Raw genomic sequence first — 15,899 nt, forward strand, 5'->3', positions numbered from 1 at the left:
CTTGTGCCAGGACAAGCTCGGGAGAGGGTCGTGATACGCTATGTCGGCAGCCGCGAGATGGCAGATCTTCTGCGCCGTGAAGGGCCCGAGGCCATCCTGCGTCGTCTCATCGCTTCGCTGCGCGCCGATTTCCTGCGTTGGCCGGAATTCGATCTCGCTCCGCGCCTGGCCAGCCACTCGGCCGGCGGCGTGATCGAACTGATGCCGATCGCCGACGCCGCGTTCTACAGCTTCAAGTTCGTCAACGGCCATCCCGGCAACACCCGGCTCGGCAAGCAGACGGTCGTCGCCTTCGGCGTGCTCGCCGACGTGGCGACGGGCTATCCGCTGCTGATCTGCGAGATGAGCGTGCTGACGGCCCTGCGCACCGCCGCGACTTCGGCGCTCGCGGCCTGCCATCTCGCCCGGCCCGAGAGCCGCTCCATGGCCCTGATCGGCACCGGCGCCCAGGCGGAGTTCCAGGCACTCGCCTTCAGGCTCGCCCTCGGCATCGACGAGATCCGGCTGTTCGACCTCGATCCGGCGGCCATGGCGAAGGCGCGGACCCATCTCGAAGGCCATGGCCTGAAGATCGTCTGCGCGAAATCCGTCGATGAGGCCGTAGCGGGCGCCGACATCGTGACCACGGCGACCGCCGACAAGACTCGTGCCACGATCCTCACACCCGATCTCGTGGAGCCGGGCCAGCATCTCAACGCCATTGGCGGCGATTGCCCCGGCAAGACCGAGTTGCACCCGGACATCGTGGCACGCGCCCGCACCATCGTCGAGTACGAGCCGCAATCGCGCATCGAGGGGGAGAGCCAGCAGATGTCCCCGGATTATCCCGTCACCGAGTTGTGGCGCGTGCTGCGCGGCGACGCACCGGGCCGCGTCGGCCGCGACGAGATCACCCTGTTCGACTCGGTCGGGTTCGCGCTGGAGGATCTTTCAGCCCTGCGCATCCTGCGGGAGATCGCGGGTCCCGGGCCGGGGCTCGATCTCATTCCTGAACCGGACAATCCCAAGGATCTGTTCGGATTGGTGTTTTCGAAAGGCCACGCGTTCGAACGGGCCGCTTGATCAAACCGGCTTCCGGATGGTCAGGAAGCGCCCCGCCCGCGCCTCCAGCAGGCTCACCAGCGCCGGTTCCATGAAGGCGTAGTCGTCGCGCACGTCGAGGCAGACGATCCGGACGTGACGCAGGGCCGGTCCGAACCGGCGCATCAGCTTCCGCCGGTGCGCGCGCTCCATCACCACGACGATCTCCGCCCAGGCCAGATGATCAGTCTCGATGGGTTCGTCTGCATCGTCGGAGACGCCCGCCGAGGCCGTTTCAACGCCGGGCCATCGCGAGAAGATCTGCTCCGCGGTCGGGCTGCGGGCGCGGGCCCGGCCGCAGACGAACAGGATCCTCACGCGCTCTCCGCCAGCACCGATTGCCGCTCGAACAGGGCGCGATAGGCCCCGTCCGGACGCCGCATCAGCGCGGCATGCGGCCCGTCCTCGACGATGCGGCCGCGCTCGAACACCAGGATGCGGTCGAGCGCACGCACGGTCGAGAGGCGGTGGGCGATGACGATGGCGGTGCGCCCCTGCATCAGCCGCTCCATCGCCTCCTGCACCAACGCTTCTGATTCCGAGTCGAGACTGGACGTCGCCTCATCGAGGATCAGGATCGGTGCGTCGGCCAGGAAGGCGCGGGCGAGCGCCACCCGCTGCCGCTCACCACCGGACAGCTTGACGCCGCGCTCGCCCACCGGCGTGGCGTACCCTTTCGGAAGCCGCGCGATGAAGTCGTGCGCATTGGCGAGCCGCGCCGCCCGCTCGATCGCCTCCGCCGAGGCGCCGGGCCGGCCGTAGGCGATGTTCTCGGCGAGCGAGCGGTGGAACAGTACCGGCTCCTGCGGCACGATGGCGACCTGCGCCCGTAGGCTCGCCTGCGTCGCACCCGCCACGTCCTGTCCGTCGATGCGCACGTGTCCGCCGCTCACATCGTAGAGCCGCTGGACCAGCTTGACGAAGGTCGTCTTGCCCGACCCCGAGCGCCCGACGAGACCGACCCGCTGACCGGCGGGGATCGTCACCGACAGCCCATCGTAGAGCGGCGTGCCGTGGGTGCCGTAGTGGAAGCGCACCGCCTCGAAGCGGATCGCGCCACCCTCGACCGCGAGCGGCACGGCCCCCGGCCGGTCGGCGACACCGACGGGCTCGGATTCGAGGGCCACCAGCTCCTCCATCTCGTTGACCGAGCGTTGCAGATGGTTGATGTGGCCGCCGATGTCGCGGAGATAGCCGTGCACCACGAAGTAGGTGGTGAGCACGTAGGCGACCTCGCCGGGGCTGGCCTGCCCCTGCCACCACAGCCACAGAGCCGTGGCGACGATGGCGGTACGGAAGGCGAGAAGCAGCCCGAGTTGGGCCGTTCCGCTCCATGTCACGATCATCCAAGTGCGCCGGGTGCGCCGCCGCCACTTCGATAGGACGCGGGCGAACCGATCATCCTCCCGCGCCTCGGCACCGAAGGCCTTCACCACGGCGTTGTTGCCGATCGTGTCGCTGAGGGCGCCGCCGAGCCGCGTATCGAGGGCGTTCGACAGCGTCGCCGCGGGCGCGATCACCCGAGTCGCCAGGATGACGGCGGCGCCGACATAGACGAGCGCGCCGATCCCGATCACCGCGCCCATGGCCGGCCAGTGCAGGCCGAGCACGATCGTCGTCCCCGCCAGCACCACGACGGAGGGCAGGATCGACAGCAGCAGAACGTCGTTGAGCCCGTCGAGCGCCCACATGCCGCGCGAGATCTTGCGCACCGTGGAGCCCGAAAAGGTATTGGCGTGCCATTCGATCGAGAAGCGCTGGACACGGGCAAAACTCCGACTCGCGATGTCGGACATGGTGCCGAGCGTCAGCGGCACCACGAGACTCCAGGCGATGTGGCGCAACAGCACCGTCCCGAGGCTCAGAACGGTCATCACCGCGAAGGCCGGCAGCGCGGCTTGGAGCGCGGCGTGCCGCTCGGCCCCGGCAAGCGCATCGACGAGGCGGCCGGCATAGAGCGGCAGCATCACGTCTACCAGCGTAGCGAGCGTGATCGCGGCAACGAGGGCGCCGACGAGGCCGAGGCGTTCGCGCCAACCGCGGACGACGAAGGCGAGGACGCGGCGGACGGCATCCGCGCGCCGGGGGGAAGACAGGGACATGGCAACGCCCGACGGCGAAGCGTCGGCTCCGGAAGGCGCGGACACCGCGGGCCGAAGCGTGCGGTCCGGCAGGATCAGATCGGGAGGGACTTGTGCGCCGCGCCGACCGTGGGGCCGCGCAGCGGAGGAATGCGCCTAGGCGATTCCGGCAGGAGCGATCACGCTTCCTGCGCGATGGGAGACGATGCCGACAAACATACTGCGCCTCCCTTTTCAAAAGAAACTGAAACGAGCGGTACTGGACTGCAACCCGATTTGCAATGTGCAGGACAGTTAATGCACGCGTCCGACTTTTCAGACATCGAAGGCGGCGAAGCCTCCGAAAACGCGCGGCATGAAATTTTGCGCGAAAACGCGCCACTAGGTTGAGGACTCTGCAACGATATCATCAGGCAAGACGAAGATTTTGCGCCAATCACAAGTCCGATTTTATCGTAGATTTTCCTAATCCATCTCATAGTTTTCATAAATTGCAAATATAAACCGTTTTGCTTCCTTTCATATAGTCATGAAAATCGAAAAATCATCTCATTAACAGACGAATCTGGTCTCACTGACACGATTCACATACGTAAATTCCTATCAACCTTTCGATCTAACTGTTTTCTTTTCTCGCGCGACGTGGGAAACCCGTCTGAGAGAAGGCCGGCTTGAGCAAACCTCGCCCCGGTCTCGGCGGCAAAGTGCAAGACGCGGCGGATGGGGGAGCCGGTTGACGGCGACGAGTCTCGGCAGACAGGTGCAATCGGACCTGACTTGGCAGCCGTTGCAACCGCGCGACAGACGCTGGGCGCGAATGGGTCAACGCCCGGCCATTGCGTGGCTGACCGGTCTGTCCGGCGCGGGCAAATCCACCATCGCCGATGCGGTCGATCGGGCGCTGACCGAGGCCGGCCGCTGCAGCATGGTGCTCGACGGCGACAACCTGCGCCAGGGGCTCAACCGCAACCTCGGTTTCACGGCGGCGGATCGGGTCGAGAATATCCGCCGCGCTGCCGAGGCTGCCCGTCTCATGGCGGATGCCGGCCTCGTGGTAATCGTATCGCTGATCTCACCATTCCGCCGAGCGTGCGGCGGCACGGGCGGTCGCCGGCGACATTCCGTTCCTCGAAGTCTTCATCGACACGCCGCTCGCGGTCTGCGAGGCCCGCGATCCGAAGGGGCTTTACGATCGCGCTCGGGCCGGGAAGATCCCGAACTTTACCGGGATCTCGGCTCCGTACGAGGTGCCGGAGGCTCCGGATCTCGTTCTCGAAACTCGAGATCGCGCCGTCACAGCGAGCGCGCAGCCGCTCATCGACGCGCTGCTGGGCCTGAGCGCCGGGGCGCGGAGCGGGCCGGCGTAAAGCATCGTCCCCGGATCGCGTCGGGCGAGCGAGAACTCCGAACCGGCATTCGTGGGAGGGCGAACGACCGAAAGGATCCGTTTGGCCGCACTGGTCGCCGGAAACAGCCGGGCTAATTGAAACGCTTCCAGACAGGACACGGACCAGGAGCCGTCTCCACATGACGTTTCGTCTGACGCTGACCGTCAATGGTGAGCCCCGCGCGATCGAACTCGACGATCCGCGCGTCACCCTCCTCGATCTCTTGCGCGAACGGCTCGGCCTGACCGGCTCGAAGAAGGGCTGCGACCGAGGGCAGTGCGGCGCCTGCACCGTCCTCGTGGACGGGCGGCGGGTGAATTCCTGCCTCGCTCTGGCTGTCAGCCTCGAAGGCGCCGATATTCTGACCATCGAAGGCCTGGCGCAGGGCGACGCGCTTCACCCGGTCCAAGCCGCCTTCATCGACCATGACGGCTTCCAGTGCGGCTTCTGCACGCCGGGGCAGATCATGAGCGCCGTCGGGCTGATCCGCGAGGGCCATGCGGGCGACGATCCCGAGCGGGTGCGCGAGGCCATGAGCGGCAATCTCTGCCGTTGCGGCGCGTATATCGGCATCACTCAGGCCGTCCTCGACGCCCAGGCGCGTATGGCCGGGTCCGCGCAGGGAGGTGCGGCGTGAACCGCTTCGACTATCTCCGCGCGAGCAGCGTCGCCGAAGCCGTCGCGGCGGCCAGCGAGCCGGGCGCCGCCTATCTCGCCGCCGGCACCAACCTGCTCGACCTGATGAAAGGCAACATCGCGCGTCCCGCCCGGCTCGTGGACGTCACGCATCTGCCCGGCCTCGACAAGATCGAGCACCTGCCCGATGGGGGCGTGCGCATCGGCGCCCTCGTGCGGAACAGCGATCTCGCCTACGACACGGACTTCGCGACCTCGCACCCGGCGGTGGCCGAAGCGTTGCTGTCCGGCGCCTCGGCGCAGTTGCGCAATGCCGCCACCGTCGCCGGCAACCTGCTGCAGCGGACCCGCTGTCCCTACTTCTACGACCCGGCCAGCGCCTGCAACAAGCGCGATCCCGGCGCCGGCTGCGACGCGCGCGGCGGCGAGACGCGGCTTCACGCCGTGCTTGGCTGGAGCGAGCACTGCATCGCCACGCACCCGTCCGATTTCTGCGTGCCCCTGGTCTCGCTCGACGCAACCGTCGAGATCGAGGGCAAGGCCGGCGCCCGCGAGGTGCCGTTCGACGCTCTCTACCGCCTGCCGGACGACCGACCGGACCGGGAGACGGTGCTGGAGCCGGGCGACCTGATCGTGGCGCTACGCCTGCCGGCCGAGGCCGCGGGCTTCGCCGGGCATTCCCGCTACCTCAAGGTCCGCGACCGCACCTCCTACGCCTTCGCCGTGGTCTCGGCGGCGGCCTCGCTTCGACTGGACAACGGACGGATCGGTGAAGCGCGGATCGCGCTCGGCGGCGTCGCCCTCAAGCCCTGGCGCGCCCGCGCGGCCGAGGACGTGCTGGCCGGCGCGGAGCCGAGCGAGCAGTGTTTTCGTGAGGCGGCCGACGCCGCCCTGGCCCAGGCCCGGCCCTCCGGCGACAACGCCTTCAAAATCGAGCTGGCCCGGCGCCTCATCGTGCGGACCTTGACCCTTGCCACCGCTGGCACCCCGGAGCGCATGCCGGCGCTCCCGGCCTCCGCCTTCTCGGGAGATGCGCTCCATGCCTGACATCGCCTACGAGCAGGCCCGGCACGGGTCGAGCATCGGCCAGCCGCTCACCCGCCGCGACGGCCTCCTGAAGGTGACGGGACAGGCGACCTACGCCGCCGACAACCGGCCCGAGGGCTTGCTCCACGCGGTGGTGGCGGTGAGCCGCATCGCCCGCGGCCGGGTCGCCAGCCTCGACATCGCGGCGGCCAAGGCCCATCCGGGTGTGGTCGAGGTGATGACGGGCGCCAATGCCCCACGTCTCGCCCAGGACCCGGACGCGAAGGACAACCCCTTCATGTTCAGGCTCGATCTGCTGCAGAACGACCGGGTTCGCTACGCCCACCAGCCGATCGCAGTGGTGATCGCGCAGACTCTGGAGGCCGCGACCGAGGGCGCCGAGTTGCTGGCGCCGCGCTACGAAGTTGACCCGCCGCGGATCGGGCTCGACGCGGACGAGCCGATTGCGCCCGAAGGCGTCGGTGCGGGCGACAAGACGATCATGTCGCGCGGCGATGTCGAGGCCGGGCTAAGGCGGGCCGAGCGTCGGGTCGAGGCGACCTACGAGACGCCGGCGCAGTATCACAATGCCCTCGAACCCCACGCCATCGTGGCGCAGTGGGACGGTGATCGACTCGTCGTCGAGACCCCGAGCCAGGGGTTGGCGATGGCCAAGATGCGGCTCGCCGGTCTGTTCGGCCTGGATCCGAAGAACGTCCTCGTTCGCTCGCCCTTCCTCGGGGGCGGTTTCGGCTCGAAGGGCTTCCTGTCCGGGCCGCAAGTGCTCGGTGTGATGGCGGCCAAGCTCGTCGGCCGGCCGGTGAAGCTCGTGCTTCGCCGGGAGCAGATGTTCGGACCCGTCGGGCACCGTGCGGAGACGCGCCAGACGCTCCGGCTCGGCACCGACGCGTCCGGCGCGCTCACCGCCCTCGACCACCACACGTTGACCGCGACGAGCCGCTTCGACGAGTTCTACGAACCGGCCAGCGCCATCTCCCGCTACCTCTACGCCGCGCCCGCGGTCGCCACGCGCCATTCCGGCGTGCGGGTCGATACCGGTACGCCGCTCTTCATGCGCGCGCCGGGCGAGGCCTCGGGGAGCGTTGCCCTCGAGGGCGCCATCGACGAGATGGCGGAGGCCTGCGGTCTTGATCCGCTGGAATTCCGGCTCAGGAATTACGCCGAGTCCGAACCGATCTCGGGCCGCCCGTTCTCATCCAAGGCCCTGCGCGAATGCTACGCGCAGGGCGCTGCTCGCTTCGGCTGGGACAAGCGGGCGAAGGAGCCGCGCTCGATGCGCGATTCCGCCGGCCGTCTCGTCGGCTACGGCATGGGCACGGCCCTGTTTCCGGCTCTGATGATGCAGGCCGAGGCACGGGCGGAGATCCGCGCCGACGGCAGCGGCACTGTGGCGCTCGGCGCCCAGGATATGGGGCAGGGCGCCTGGACCGCGCTGGCGCAGATCGCCGCCGACGGGCTCGGGATCGACCTCGACCGGCTCGATTTCCAGAGCGGCACTTCGGACCTGCCGAATGCCGGCATTGCCGGCGGATCGGCGCATACGGCCACGGCCGGCTCGGCAATCCACTCCGCCGCCGCCGCGGTGCTAGCGCAATTGGCCAACCTCGCCACGAACGACGAGCGCTCGCCGCTCTTCGGCGCCGGCAATGCCGGCGTCTTCGCCCGCGGCGGCCGATTGGTGCGGCGAGACGACGAGGGACGCAGTGAATCCTTCTCCGAGATCCTGAACCGCGCCGGCCGCGCCTCCGTCTCGGCGCAGGGGCAGGGCGCCGCCGATCCGGCTTCCCGCGAGGCTTACGCCATGCACGCTCACGGCGCGGTCTTCGCGGAAGTGAGCGTCGATCCCGATCTCGGTCAAATCCGCGTCACGCGCCTCGTCGGCGCGTTCGCCGCCGGCCGAATCGTCAACCCGCGCCTCGTCACCAGCCAATATTACGGCGGCATGATCTGGGGCGTGTCCTTCGCGCTCCACGAGAACGCCATCGTCGATCCCCGTTCGGGCCGCGTCATGAACGCCAATCTCGGCGAGTACCACGTGCCCGTGAATGCCGACGTGCCGTCGATCGAGGCGATTCTCGTGGATGAGCACGACCCGCACGTGAACCCGCTCGGCATCAAGGGCGTCGGCGAGATCGGCATCACCGGCACGGCCGGCGCCATCGCCAACGCGGTGTATCATGCGACCGGCGTGCGGGTGCGCAAGACGCCGATCACGCTCGACCGGCTGCTGGGGTAGGAGCGAGGCTCGATCCTGCCTTCGTCATTGCGAGGCGGAGCCGAAGCAATCCAGCGCTCGCCCTATCCGGAGGTATCGCGCCGCTCGATTGCTTCGCCATACGGCTCGCAATGACGGAACGGATCAATCGCGCCCTCCAGTAGTGCCAACGCCTGCGCCACCGACAGCCGCCGGATCTCCGCCCGACCCAGATCGCCGAAGCGGCGCTCGACATGCCGGGTCGGGCCATCCTTCGTCGCCAGACCGAAATGCACCAGCCCGACCGGCTTGGCCTCGCTGCCGCCGCCCGGCCCAGCAATGCCGGTGACGGAGACCGCCACATCGGCCCGTGAAGCCTTGAGCGCCCCTTCCGCCATGGCGCGGGCCACCGGCTCGCTCACCGCGCCGTGGGCCACGATGAGGTCGATCGGCACGCCGATGGATTCGCTCTTGGCCTCATTGGAATAGGTGACGAAACCTCGCTCCACCACCGCCGACGAACCGGGCACCGCGGTGAGCAGCCCGGCCACGAGACCGCCGGTGCAGGACTCGGCCGTCGCGATCTTTTTGCCCGCCGCCGCGTAGGCCCGCACCAGCGCCTCGGCGCGAGCGAGCAGGGCGGCGTCTTTGATCACGAGCGGCGCTCGTTGGTCTCCGCCTCGGTTTCGATTTCGGCGCAGATCTCGGGCAGCCGCACCGTGGCCGCCGCCTGGGCGGCGAGGCCCTCGGCCCGGCCGACGAAGCCGAGCTTTTCCGTCGTCGTCGCCTTGATCGAGACGGAGGAGAGCGGCACGCCGGCGATCTCGGCAATGCGCGCGCGGATCGCCTCGCGGTGCGCGCCGATGCGCGGGGCTTCCGCCAGCACCGTGATGTCGAGATGGTCGATCTTGCCGCCGCGCGCCCGCACCAATTCGCAGGCATGGGCCAGGAACTGGTCGGAGGCCGCGCCGCGCCACTTCTCGTCGGAGGGCGGGAAATGCGTGCCGATATCGCCGTCGGCGATGGCGCCGAGCAGCGCATCGGTGAGCGCGTGCAGCGCCACGTCGCCGTCGGAATGGGCGAGCACGCCGCGATCGGCAGGAATTTTCACGCCGCCGAGCCAGACATGGTCGCCCTCCGTGAAGGCGTGAACGTCGAAGCCGGTGCCGAGGCGGGTCACATACGTGGTCATGGGGTCATCAGATATCGCGGTCGTAGGTTCAGAGAAAGCCCGGCCGGAGAAGGCCCGGTCTGCCTCGATCAGATCCGCCGCCTGGGTGATCTTGCGGTTGTGGGAATCGCCCTCGAACACCACGACCGGCAGCCCGGCCCATTCGGCGAGCGCCCCGTCATCGGTGAAGCCGTCGCGGCCTTCGGCCACCGCCCGGCGATGGGCGTCGAGCAACAGGCTGAAGCGGAAGCTTTGCGGGGTCTGCACCGCGCGAAGATTCTCGCGGGCCGGAGTCTCGCGAACGGCGCCGATGCCGGGCGCAATCGCCTCCACGAGCTTGATCGTGTCAGACACCGCAATGCCCGGCACCGACGCGCCGTGCTCGGCGCCCGCCGCAATGGCACGGGCGATCAGGGCTTCGTCGACGAAGGGCCGCGCCGCGTCGTGGACAAGCACCAGGTCCGGCGTACCGGAGCGGGCAAGCCCTTCGAGCCCGGCCGCGACCGATTGCTGGCGCGTGGCGCCGCCCGGCACCGGCTCGGCGAGCTTTTCGCGCATCGCCGGCTCGAGGTCGGCGACGCACTCGCGATAGAAATCCTGGGCGTCGGGCGCGATCACCGGCTGAATGCGGGTGATGCGGGGGGATGCCGCCAACGCCGCCAGGGTCCGCGTCAGCACGGCCCGGCCGCCGACGCGGCGATACTGCTTGGGCAGGTCACCGCCGACCCGCAACCCTTTGCCGGCTGCGACCACGACCGCCGCAACCGTCTCGCCGCCCTGCGGCCACGCGGCTTCATCGGACATGCTGTGGCCTCGAGTGAAAATCATCTGGGGATGGATGGGGATCGCCGCGTGCTTATGCGTCAAGAAGCGCGAAGGCAAACGCACCGAGCGCTTGCGTCTGCCGGCCATTTGGCTATTTCTTGTGCACAATGACACGTGACCATTATTTGAGCGCGCTGCGCGGGGCTGATGATCGGGGGGTGAAGAACCCGCCGGTTCTGCTGGCGCCGCTGTCCGGTGTCACCGATCTCCATATGCGCCGCCTCGCCCAGCGGCTCGGCGCCAGCGCAGTGATCTCCGAGATGGTCGCGGCGGCCGAACTCGCGAAGGGCGATGCCGAATCGCAGGTTCGGGCCGAGGGGGCTGGGGTGAACCCCCACGTGGTGCAGCTCGCCGGCTGCGCGCCCGAACCGATGGCCGAGGCCGCCCGCATCGCGGTGGCCAACGGTGCGGACGCCATCGACATCAATATGGGCTGCCCGGCCAAGACCGTGACCGGCGGCGAGTCCGGCTCGGCGCTGATGCGTGACCTCGACCACGCCGCCCGCCTGCTCGCGGCGGTTCGTGATGCGGTCGATGTACCGGTCACGGTGAAGATGCGGCTCGGCTGGGATCACGCCAGCCTCAATGCTGCCGAGCTTGCGCGCCGCGCCGAGGCCATCGGGCTCAACGGTGTGACCGTCCATGGCCGCACCCGGCAGCAATTCTATAAGGGCCGGGCCGATTGGACGGCGATCCGGCCCGTGGTCGAGGCGGTGCGCATCCCCGTCATCGCCAACGGCGACGTCACGAGCCTGGACGAGGCCCGCGCCTGCCTCGCGCAATCCGGCGCAGCGGGCGTGATGGTCGGGCGCGCGGCGGTCGGCCGTCCCTGGCTCGTCGGCGAAATCGCCGCCGGCCTCGCCGGCCAGACGATCGTTGCGCTTACGGCAGAGCAGCGCGCCGCGGTCGCGACCGAGCATTACGAGGGTCTGATCGCGCTTTACGGCGTGGCCATGGGCGTGCGCCACGCCCGCAAGCATCTGGCCGCCTATGCCGACGCGGCTGGCGGCTTGAGCCTGGACGACCGTCGCCGCCTCGTCACCACCCACGATCCCGCGGAGGCCCTGCGCCTTCTGCGGCGCGCTTTCCTCGAACCGGCCGGGACGGCGACCACGCCCCTCGGCGAGGCGGCCTGATGCCCTTTTCCGATGAGCCCGCCCCCGAATCCCTGCCGCCGGCCGAGGCGGTGCTGAATTCGCTGCCGCTGCCGGTTCTCACCATCGGGCCGGACGAGCGGATCCTCAGGGTCAACCACGCCGCCGAACTGTTCTTCGACGCCTCCGCCCGGCTCATGCTGCGCGGACGGCTGCGCGACATCATCCCCTTCTCCTCGCCAATCATCGCCCTCGTCGCTGAGGTGCGCCGCCGCCGCTCCTCCGTCTCGGAATATCGCGTCGAGCTGGTCCAGCCGCGCTCGGGGACCGAGCGCAGCGTCGATGTCTTCGCCACGCCCCTGCGCGACGAGGACGATTCCGTGGTGCTGATGCTGCAAGAGCGCACCATCGCCGACAAGATGAACCGGCAGCTCACCCATCGGGGTGCCGCCCGCTCGATGATCGCGCTCGGCGCCATGCTCGCCCACGAGATCAAGAACCCGCTCGCCGGCATCCGCGGCGCGGCGCAACTGCTCGAACAGGAGCGCGACGACGAGGATCGTCTTCTCACCCGTCTGATCTGCGACGAGTCGGACCGGATCGTGCGCATCGTCGAACGCATGGAGCTGTTCGGCGACGAGCGGCCGGTGGAGCGCGGACCCGTCAACGTCCACGGCGTGCTCGATCAGGTGAAGCGCTCGGCGCAGTCGGGCTTCGCCCGTCACATCCGCTTCATCGAGAACTACGACCCCTCTCTGCCGCCCGTTCTCGGCAACCGGGACCAGTTGATCCAGGTGATCCTCAACCTGGTGAAGAACGCGGCCGAGGCGATCGGCACCGACACGGTCGAGGGCGAGATCACCCTCTCCACCGCCTTCCGCACCGGCCTGCGCCTTCAGATCCCCGGCTCGCGCGAGCGTGTCAGCCTGCCGATCGAGGTGGCGGTGCGCGACAACGGGCCGGGCATCCCGACCGACATGCTGTCGGACCTGTTCGATCCCTTCGTCACCACCAAGGTGCAGGGTTCCGGCCTCGGACTTGCATTGGTGGCCAAGATCGTCGGGGACCATGGGGGCATCGTCGAATGCGATCCTGTTCCCCGCCGCACCGCCTTCCGGATCCTGCTGCCTATGTCGAGCGCCCGCGACGGGCGTGAATCGTCTGCGGAGCGCTGAGTCGAGAGCCATGCCCAACGGCCACATCATCGTCGCGGACGACGACGCCGCGATCCGCACCGTTCTGAACCAGGCTCTCTCGCGAGCCGGCTACGAGGTGCGCACCACCTCCAACTGCTCGACGCTCTGGCGCTGGGTCGCGCAGGGTGAGGGCGACCTCGTCATCACCGACGTGATGATGCCCGACGAGAACGTGTTCGACCTGCTGCCGCGCATCAAGCGGGTGCGGCCGGAACTGCCGATCATCGTCATGAGCGCGCAGAACACCTTCATGACCGCCATCCGCGCCTCGGAGCGCGGCGCCTACGAATACCTGCCCAAGCCCTTCGACCTGAAGGAACTGACGGCGATCGTCGGCCGCGCGCTGTCCCGGCCACGCGGGACGCCGGCGCCGGGTGCGGGCCCGGAAAACGAGGACATCCCGCTGGTCGGCCGCTCGCCCGCGATGCAGGAGATCTACCGGGCGCTCGCCCGGCTGATGCCGACCGACCTCACCGTGATGATCACCGGCGAATCCGGCACCGGCAAGGAGCTAGTCGCCCGGGCGCTGCACGATTACGGCCGCCGCCGCACCGGGCCGTTCGTGCCCGTCAACATGGCGGCGATCCCGCGCGACCTGATCGAATCCGAGCTGTTCGGCCACGAGAAGGGCGCCTTCACCGGCGCGCTCTCCCGCTCCGCCGGCCGGTTCGAGCAGGCCGAGGGTGGCACGCTGTTCCTCGACGAGATCGGCGACATGCCGATGGAGGCGCAGACCCGGCTGCTGCGCGTGCTGCAGCAGGGCGAGTACACCACCGTCGGCGGCCGCGTGCCGATCAAGACCAACGTCCGCATCATCGCCGCGACCAACAAGGACCTGCGCGTCTCGATCCAGCAGGGAATCTTTCGCGAGGATCTGTTCTTCCGCCTCAACGTCGTTCCGTTGCGCCTGCCGGCCCTGCGCGAGCGCTCGGAGGACGTGCCGGACCTGATCCGCCACTTCTTCGTGCTGGTGGAGCGCGAGGGCCTGACCCGAAAAACCCTCGATGGCGACGCCATGGAACGGCTCAAGCGCTACCGTTGGCCGGGCAACGTGCGCGAGCTCGAAAACCTTGTTCGTAGGCTCGCCGCGCTCTACCCGCAGGAGACGATCACCGGGCCGGTGATTGAGGCGGAACTCGACACCCTGCCGCTCGCCCAGCCCGCCGCCGTGAACGGCAGCGGCGCGGCGCGCAAGAACGGGGCGTCCGACAGCGAGACGCTCTCCGGCGCGGTCGAGCGGCACCTCGCCGACTACTTTTCGGGGTATCGCGACACGCTTCCCCCGCCCGGCCTCTATCACCGCATCCTGCGGGAGATCGAAGGCCCGCTGATCGGCGCGGCGCTCGCCGCCACCCGCGGCAACCAGATCCGCGCGGCGGAGCTGCTGGGCGTCAACCGCAACACCCTGCGCAAGAAGGTGCGCGATCTCGACCTGCAGGTGTTTCGCACCTCGCGGTGATCTCCCTCTGTTCTCCACGGCCGCGCTTCGCTAAAGGCGCGCCATGCTGCGCCTTCGCGAGTACCAGCGCGCCGCCCTCGACGCGCTCGACCGACACTGGGACCAGGGCGGCGGCCCCGGCCTCGTCGTGCTGCCGACCGGAGCCGGCAAGGCGCTCGTCATCGCCGCGCTGATCCGCGAATGGCTCGAGAAGGCACCGGGGGCGCGGATCTGCGTCCTCACCCATGTCCGCGAACTCGTGGTGCAGAACCACGGCGAGCTGCTGGCCTACTGGCCGGAGGCGCCTGCCGGTATCTTCTCCGCTGGCGTCGGGCGGCGCGAAGTCCACGCGCAGGTCGTGTTCTGCTCGATTCAGTCGGTGCGCGACAGGGCCGAACTGTTCGGTGCCATCGATCTCATCGTCATCGACGAGGCCCATCTCGTGCCCCGCGCGAGCGAGACCGGCTACGGCCGCTTCCTCGCCGCGGCGCGGGCCGGCAACCCGGATCTCAAGGTCGCGGGCTTCACCGCTACGCCCTACCGCCTCGATTCCGGCCGACTCGACGAGGGCGAGGGGAGGGTGTTCGAGCGGATCGTCTATGAGTCGCTCGTCGGCGACCTGATCCACCAAGGCTTCCTCGCACCCCTCGTCTGCAAGGCCACCGCGCTCGCTCTTGACGTATCGGGGGTGCCCAAGCGCGGCGGCGACTATGTCCCCTCGGCGCTGGAGGCGGCGGTCAACCGCGAATGGATCACCCGCGCGGCGGTCGAGGAGATGGTCGGCTACGGCTGCGAGCGGCGGGCCTGGCTCGCCTTCTGCGCCGGGCTCGCCCACGCGGCCTCCGTGCGCGACGCGATCCGTGCGGAGGGGTTCTCCTGCGAGACCGTGACCGGCGAGACGGGCAAGCGCGAACGCGACCGGATCGTGCGCGATTTTCGCTTAGGCAGAATCCGCTGCCTCGTCTCGGTCGGCGTGCTCTCGACCGGCTTCAACGTACCGGAGGTCGATCTCATCGCGCTGTTGCGTCCGACACAATCGGCCGGGCTCTACGTGCAGCAGGTCGGGCGGGCGCTTCGCCGGGCGCCGGGCAAGGCGGACGCGATCGTGCTCGACTATGCCGGGCTGGTGCGGATGCACGGCCCCGTCGATGCCGTGACGGCCCGCAGCGTCGCTCTCGGTCCCGCCGCACCGGGCAGCATGCGGGCAAAGCCCTGCCCGGGCTGCGGCGCGCTGATCGCGCTGAACGCCAGCACCTGCGAGGCCTGCTGGGTCGAGCCCGAGCCGGAAGAGGAGGACGCGCCCCACGCGGCAACCGCCGAGGATGCTCTGCCGATTCTGTCCGAATCGATTTCTCCCTGGCGCGAGGTGACCGGCTGGCGCCTCGACCGTGGCCACGGCGGCTCCGGCCCGGACCGGCTCGAAGTGGCCTTTCGCTGGCGCGGCGGCGGCTGCCGGGTCGAGGTCTGCCTCGAACATTCGGGCCACGCCCGCGAGAAGGCGGTGCTGTGGTGGCGCGCCTTCGGCGGGGCCGAACCGGTGCCGATGTCGGTCGCCGCCGCCCTGGAACGGGCCGACGAGCTGGAGCGGCCGGACAGCGTGAAAATCGATGCCGCCGGTCGCCTCTCGGAGAGCGTCACGGTTCGCTTTTCCGACGGGCGCCGCTTCCGCGACTTGCGCCGCTGGGGCGGTCTGGCGGCCTGATCTGCTGAGCAAGCTTGGCTGATTCGTATTAATTTCGCCACACTGTT

General features: G+C 69.1%; 13 protein-coding genes and 1 pseudogene. 10 read left to right on the top strand and 4 right to left on the bottom strand.

Features of this window, described 5'->3' with window-relative positions; genetic code table 11:
* The first annotated feature begins 30 nt into the window (after positions 1–30).
* Complete coding sequence (gene ocd, locus MFF24_RS03125) at positions 31–1,062, top strand: ornithine cyclodeaminase (protein ID WP_283214470.1); 1,032 nt, start codon at positions 31–33, stop codon at positions 1,060–1,062.
* Here ocd and MFF24_RS03130 read toward each other — a convergent pair whose 3' ends face one another.
* Both MFF24_RS03130 and MFF24_RS03135 read right to left on the bottom strand, forming a co-directional pair.
* A complete protein-coding gene (locus tag MFF24_RS03130) occupies positions 1,063–1,398 on the bottom strand; it encodes a low molecular weight protein tyrosine phosphatase family protein (RefSeq protein ID WP_238222296.1) in 336 nt (111 codons plus the stop codon). It abuts the gene before it with no gap.
* Positions 1,395–3,182, bottom strand: a complete 1,788-nt coding sequence (locus MFF24_RS03135; RefSeq protein WP_238222297.1) for an ABC transporter ATP-binding protein — start codon at positions 3,180–3,182, stop codon at positions 1,395–1,397. The genes MFF24_RS03130 and MFF24_RS03135 overlap by 4 nt, the downstream gene beginning before the upstream one ends.
* Before the next feature lie 174 nt (positions 3,183–3,356).
* On the opposite strand from MFF24_RS03135, the gene MFF24_RS03140 reads away from it, so the two are divergent.
* The 5 genes and pseudogenes from MFF24_RS03140 to MFF24_RS03160 all read left to right on the top strand — a co-directional run bounded on the left by MFF24_RS03140 (position 3,357) and on the right by MFF24_RS03160 (position 8,468).
* Entirely contained in the window at positions 3,357–3,551 is a 195-nt protein-coding gene (locus tag MFF24_RS03140) for a hypothetical protein (RefSeq protein ID WP_238222298.1), read from the top strand.
* 427 nt (positions 3,552–3,978) lie between these two features.
* Positions 3,979–4,528: pseudogene (gene cysC, locus MFF24_RS03145) on the top strand (adenylyl-sulfate kinase).
* 160 nt (positions 4,529–4,688) lie between these two features.
* Positions 4,689–5,186, top strand: a complete 498-nt coding sequence (locus MFF24_RS03150) for a (2Fe-2S)-binding protein (protein ID WP_133088387.1) — start codon at positions 4,689–4,691, stop codon at positions 5,184–5,186.
* Positions 5,183–6,232, top strand: a complete 1,050-nt coding sequence (locus tag MFF24_RS03155) for an FAD binding domain-containing protein (RefSeq protein ID WP_238222299.1) — start codon at positions 5,183–5,185, stop codon at positions 6,230–6,232. The genes MFF24_RS03150 and MFF24_RS03155 overlap by 4 nt, the downstream gene beginning before the upstream one ends.
* On the top strand, positions 6,225–8,468 hold the full coding sequence (locus MFF24_RS03160) for a xanthine dehydrogenase family protein molybdopterin-binding subunit (RefSeq protein ID WP_238222300.1): 2,244 nt from the start codon (positions 6,225–6,227) through the stop codon (positions 8,466–8,468). The genes MFF24_RS03155 and MFF24_RS03160 overlap by 8 nt, the downstream gene beginning before the upstream one ends.
* Positions 8,469–8,530: 62 nt before the next feature.
* Here the strand turns inward: MFF24_RS03160 and MFF24_RS03165 are convergent, their stop codons facing one another.
* Positions 8,531–9,082 (bottom strand): CinA family protein, encoded by a 552-nt coding sequence (locus MFF24_RS03165; RefSeq protein WP_238222301.1) that lies wholly within the window; start codon positions 9,080–9,082, stop codon positions 8,531–8,533.
* Positions 9,079–10,401 (bottom strand): bifunctional 2-C-methyl-D-erythritol 4-phosphate cytidylyltransferase/2-C-methyl-D-erythritol 2,4-cyclodiphosphate synthase, encoded by a 1,323-nt coding sequence (locus MFF24_RS03170; RefSeq protein ID WP_238222302.1) that lies wholly within the window; start codon positions 10,399–10,401, stop codon positions 9,079–9,081. Before MFF24_RS03170 ends, MFF24_RS03165 begins: the two co-directional genes overlap by 4 nt.
* Before the next feature lie 128 nt (positions 10,402–10,529).
* Here MFF24_RS03170 and dusB point away from each other — a divergent pair, with 128 nt between their 5' ends.
* From dusB to MFF24_RS03190, 4 genes are read left to right on the top strand one after another with little or no spacing between them, the layout of a single operon-like run.
* Positions 10,530–11,558 carry a tRNA dihydrouridine synthase DusB gene (dusB, locus tag MFF24_RS03175; protein WP_238222303.1) on the top strand — a complete coding sequence of 343 codons (1,029 nt, stop codon included), beginning with the start codon at positions 10,530–10,532 and terminating at the stop codon, positions 11,556–11,558.
* Positions 11,558–12,691, top strand: coding sequence for a two-component system sensor histidine kinase NtrB (locus tag MFF24_RS03180; RefSeq protein ID WP_108940689.1), 1,134 nt, complete (start codon positions 11,558–11,560; stop codon positions 12,689–12,691). Before dusB ends, MFF24_RS03180 begins: the two co-directional genes overlap by 1 nt.
* 10 nt (positions 12,692–12,701) lie before the next feature.
* On the top strand, positions 12,702–14,171 hold the full coding sequence (ntrC, locus tag MFF24_RS03185; RefSeq protein WP_231342533.1) for a nitrogen regulation protein NR(I): 1,470 nt from the start codon (positions 12,702–12,704) through the stop codon (positions 14,169–14,171).
* Positions 14,172–14,214: 43 nt separating this feature from the next.
* Positions 14,215–15,852 (top strand): DEAD/DEAH box helicase, encoded by a 1,638-nt coding sequence (locus tag MFF24_RS03190; RefSeq protein WP_238222305.1) that lies wholly within the window; start codon positions 14,215–14,217, stop codon positions 15,850–15,852.
* Positions 15,853–15,899: the final 47 nt, after the last annotated feature.

It is taken from the genome of Methylorubrum aminovorans (assembly GCF_022179725.1).
In the GTDB taxonomy this organism is placed as follows: domain Bacteria; phylum Pseudomonadota; class Alphaproteobacteria; order Rhizobiales; family Beijerinckiaceae; genus Methylobacterium; species Methylobacterium aminovorans.

Bases quoted from the DNA above. Each gene is read 5' to 3' on its own strand.
- MFF24_RS03140 (WP_238222298.1), top strand. From the start codon at position 3,357: ATGGGAGACGATGCCGACAAACATACTGCGCCTCCCTTTTCAAAAGAA.
- dusB (WP_238222303.1), top strand. From the start codon at position 10,530: ATGACACGTGACCATTATTTGAGCGCGCTGCGCGGGGCTGATGATCGG.
- MFF24_RS03180 (WP_108940689.1), top strand. From the start codon at position 11,558: ATGCCCTTTTCCGATGAGCCCGCCCCCGAATCCCTGCCGCCGGCCGAG.
- ntrC (WP_231342533.1), top strand. From the start codon at position 12,702: ATGCCCAACGGCCACATCATCGTCGCGGACGACGACGCCGCGATCCGC.
- MFF24_RS03170 (WP_238222302.1), bottom strand. From the start codon at position 10,401: ATGTCCGATGAAGCCGCGTGGCCGCAGGGCGGCGAGACGGTTGCGGCG.
- MFF24_RS03160 (WP_238222300.1), top strand. From the start codon at position 6,225: ATGCCTGACATCGCCTACGAGCAGGCCCGGCACGGGTCGAGCATCGGC.
- MFF24_RS03150 (WP_133088387.1), top strand. From the start codon at position 4,689: ATGACGTTTCGTCTGACGCTGACCGTCAATGGTGAGCCCCGCGCGATC.
- MFF24_RS03190 (WP_238222305.1), top strand. From the start codon at position 14,215: ATGCTGCGCCTTCGCGAGTACCAGCGCGCCGCCCTCGACGCGCTCGAC.
- MFF24_RS03135 (WP_238222297.1), bottom strand. From the start codon at position 3,182: ATGTCCCTGTCTTCCCCCCGGCGCGCGGATGCCGTCCGCCGCGTCCTC.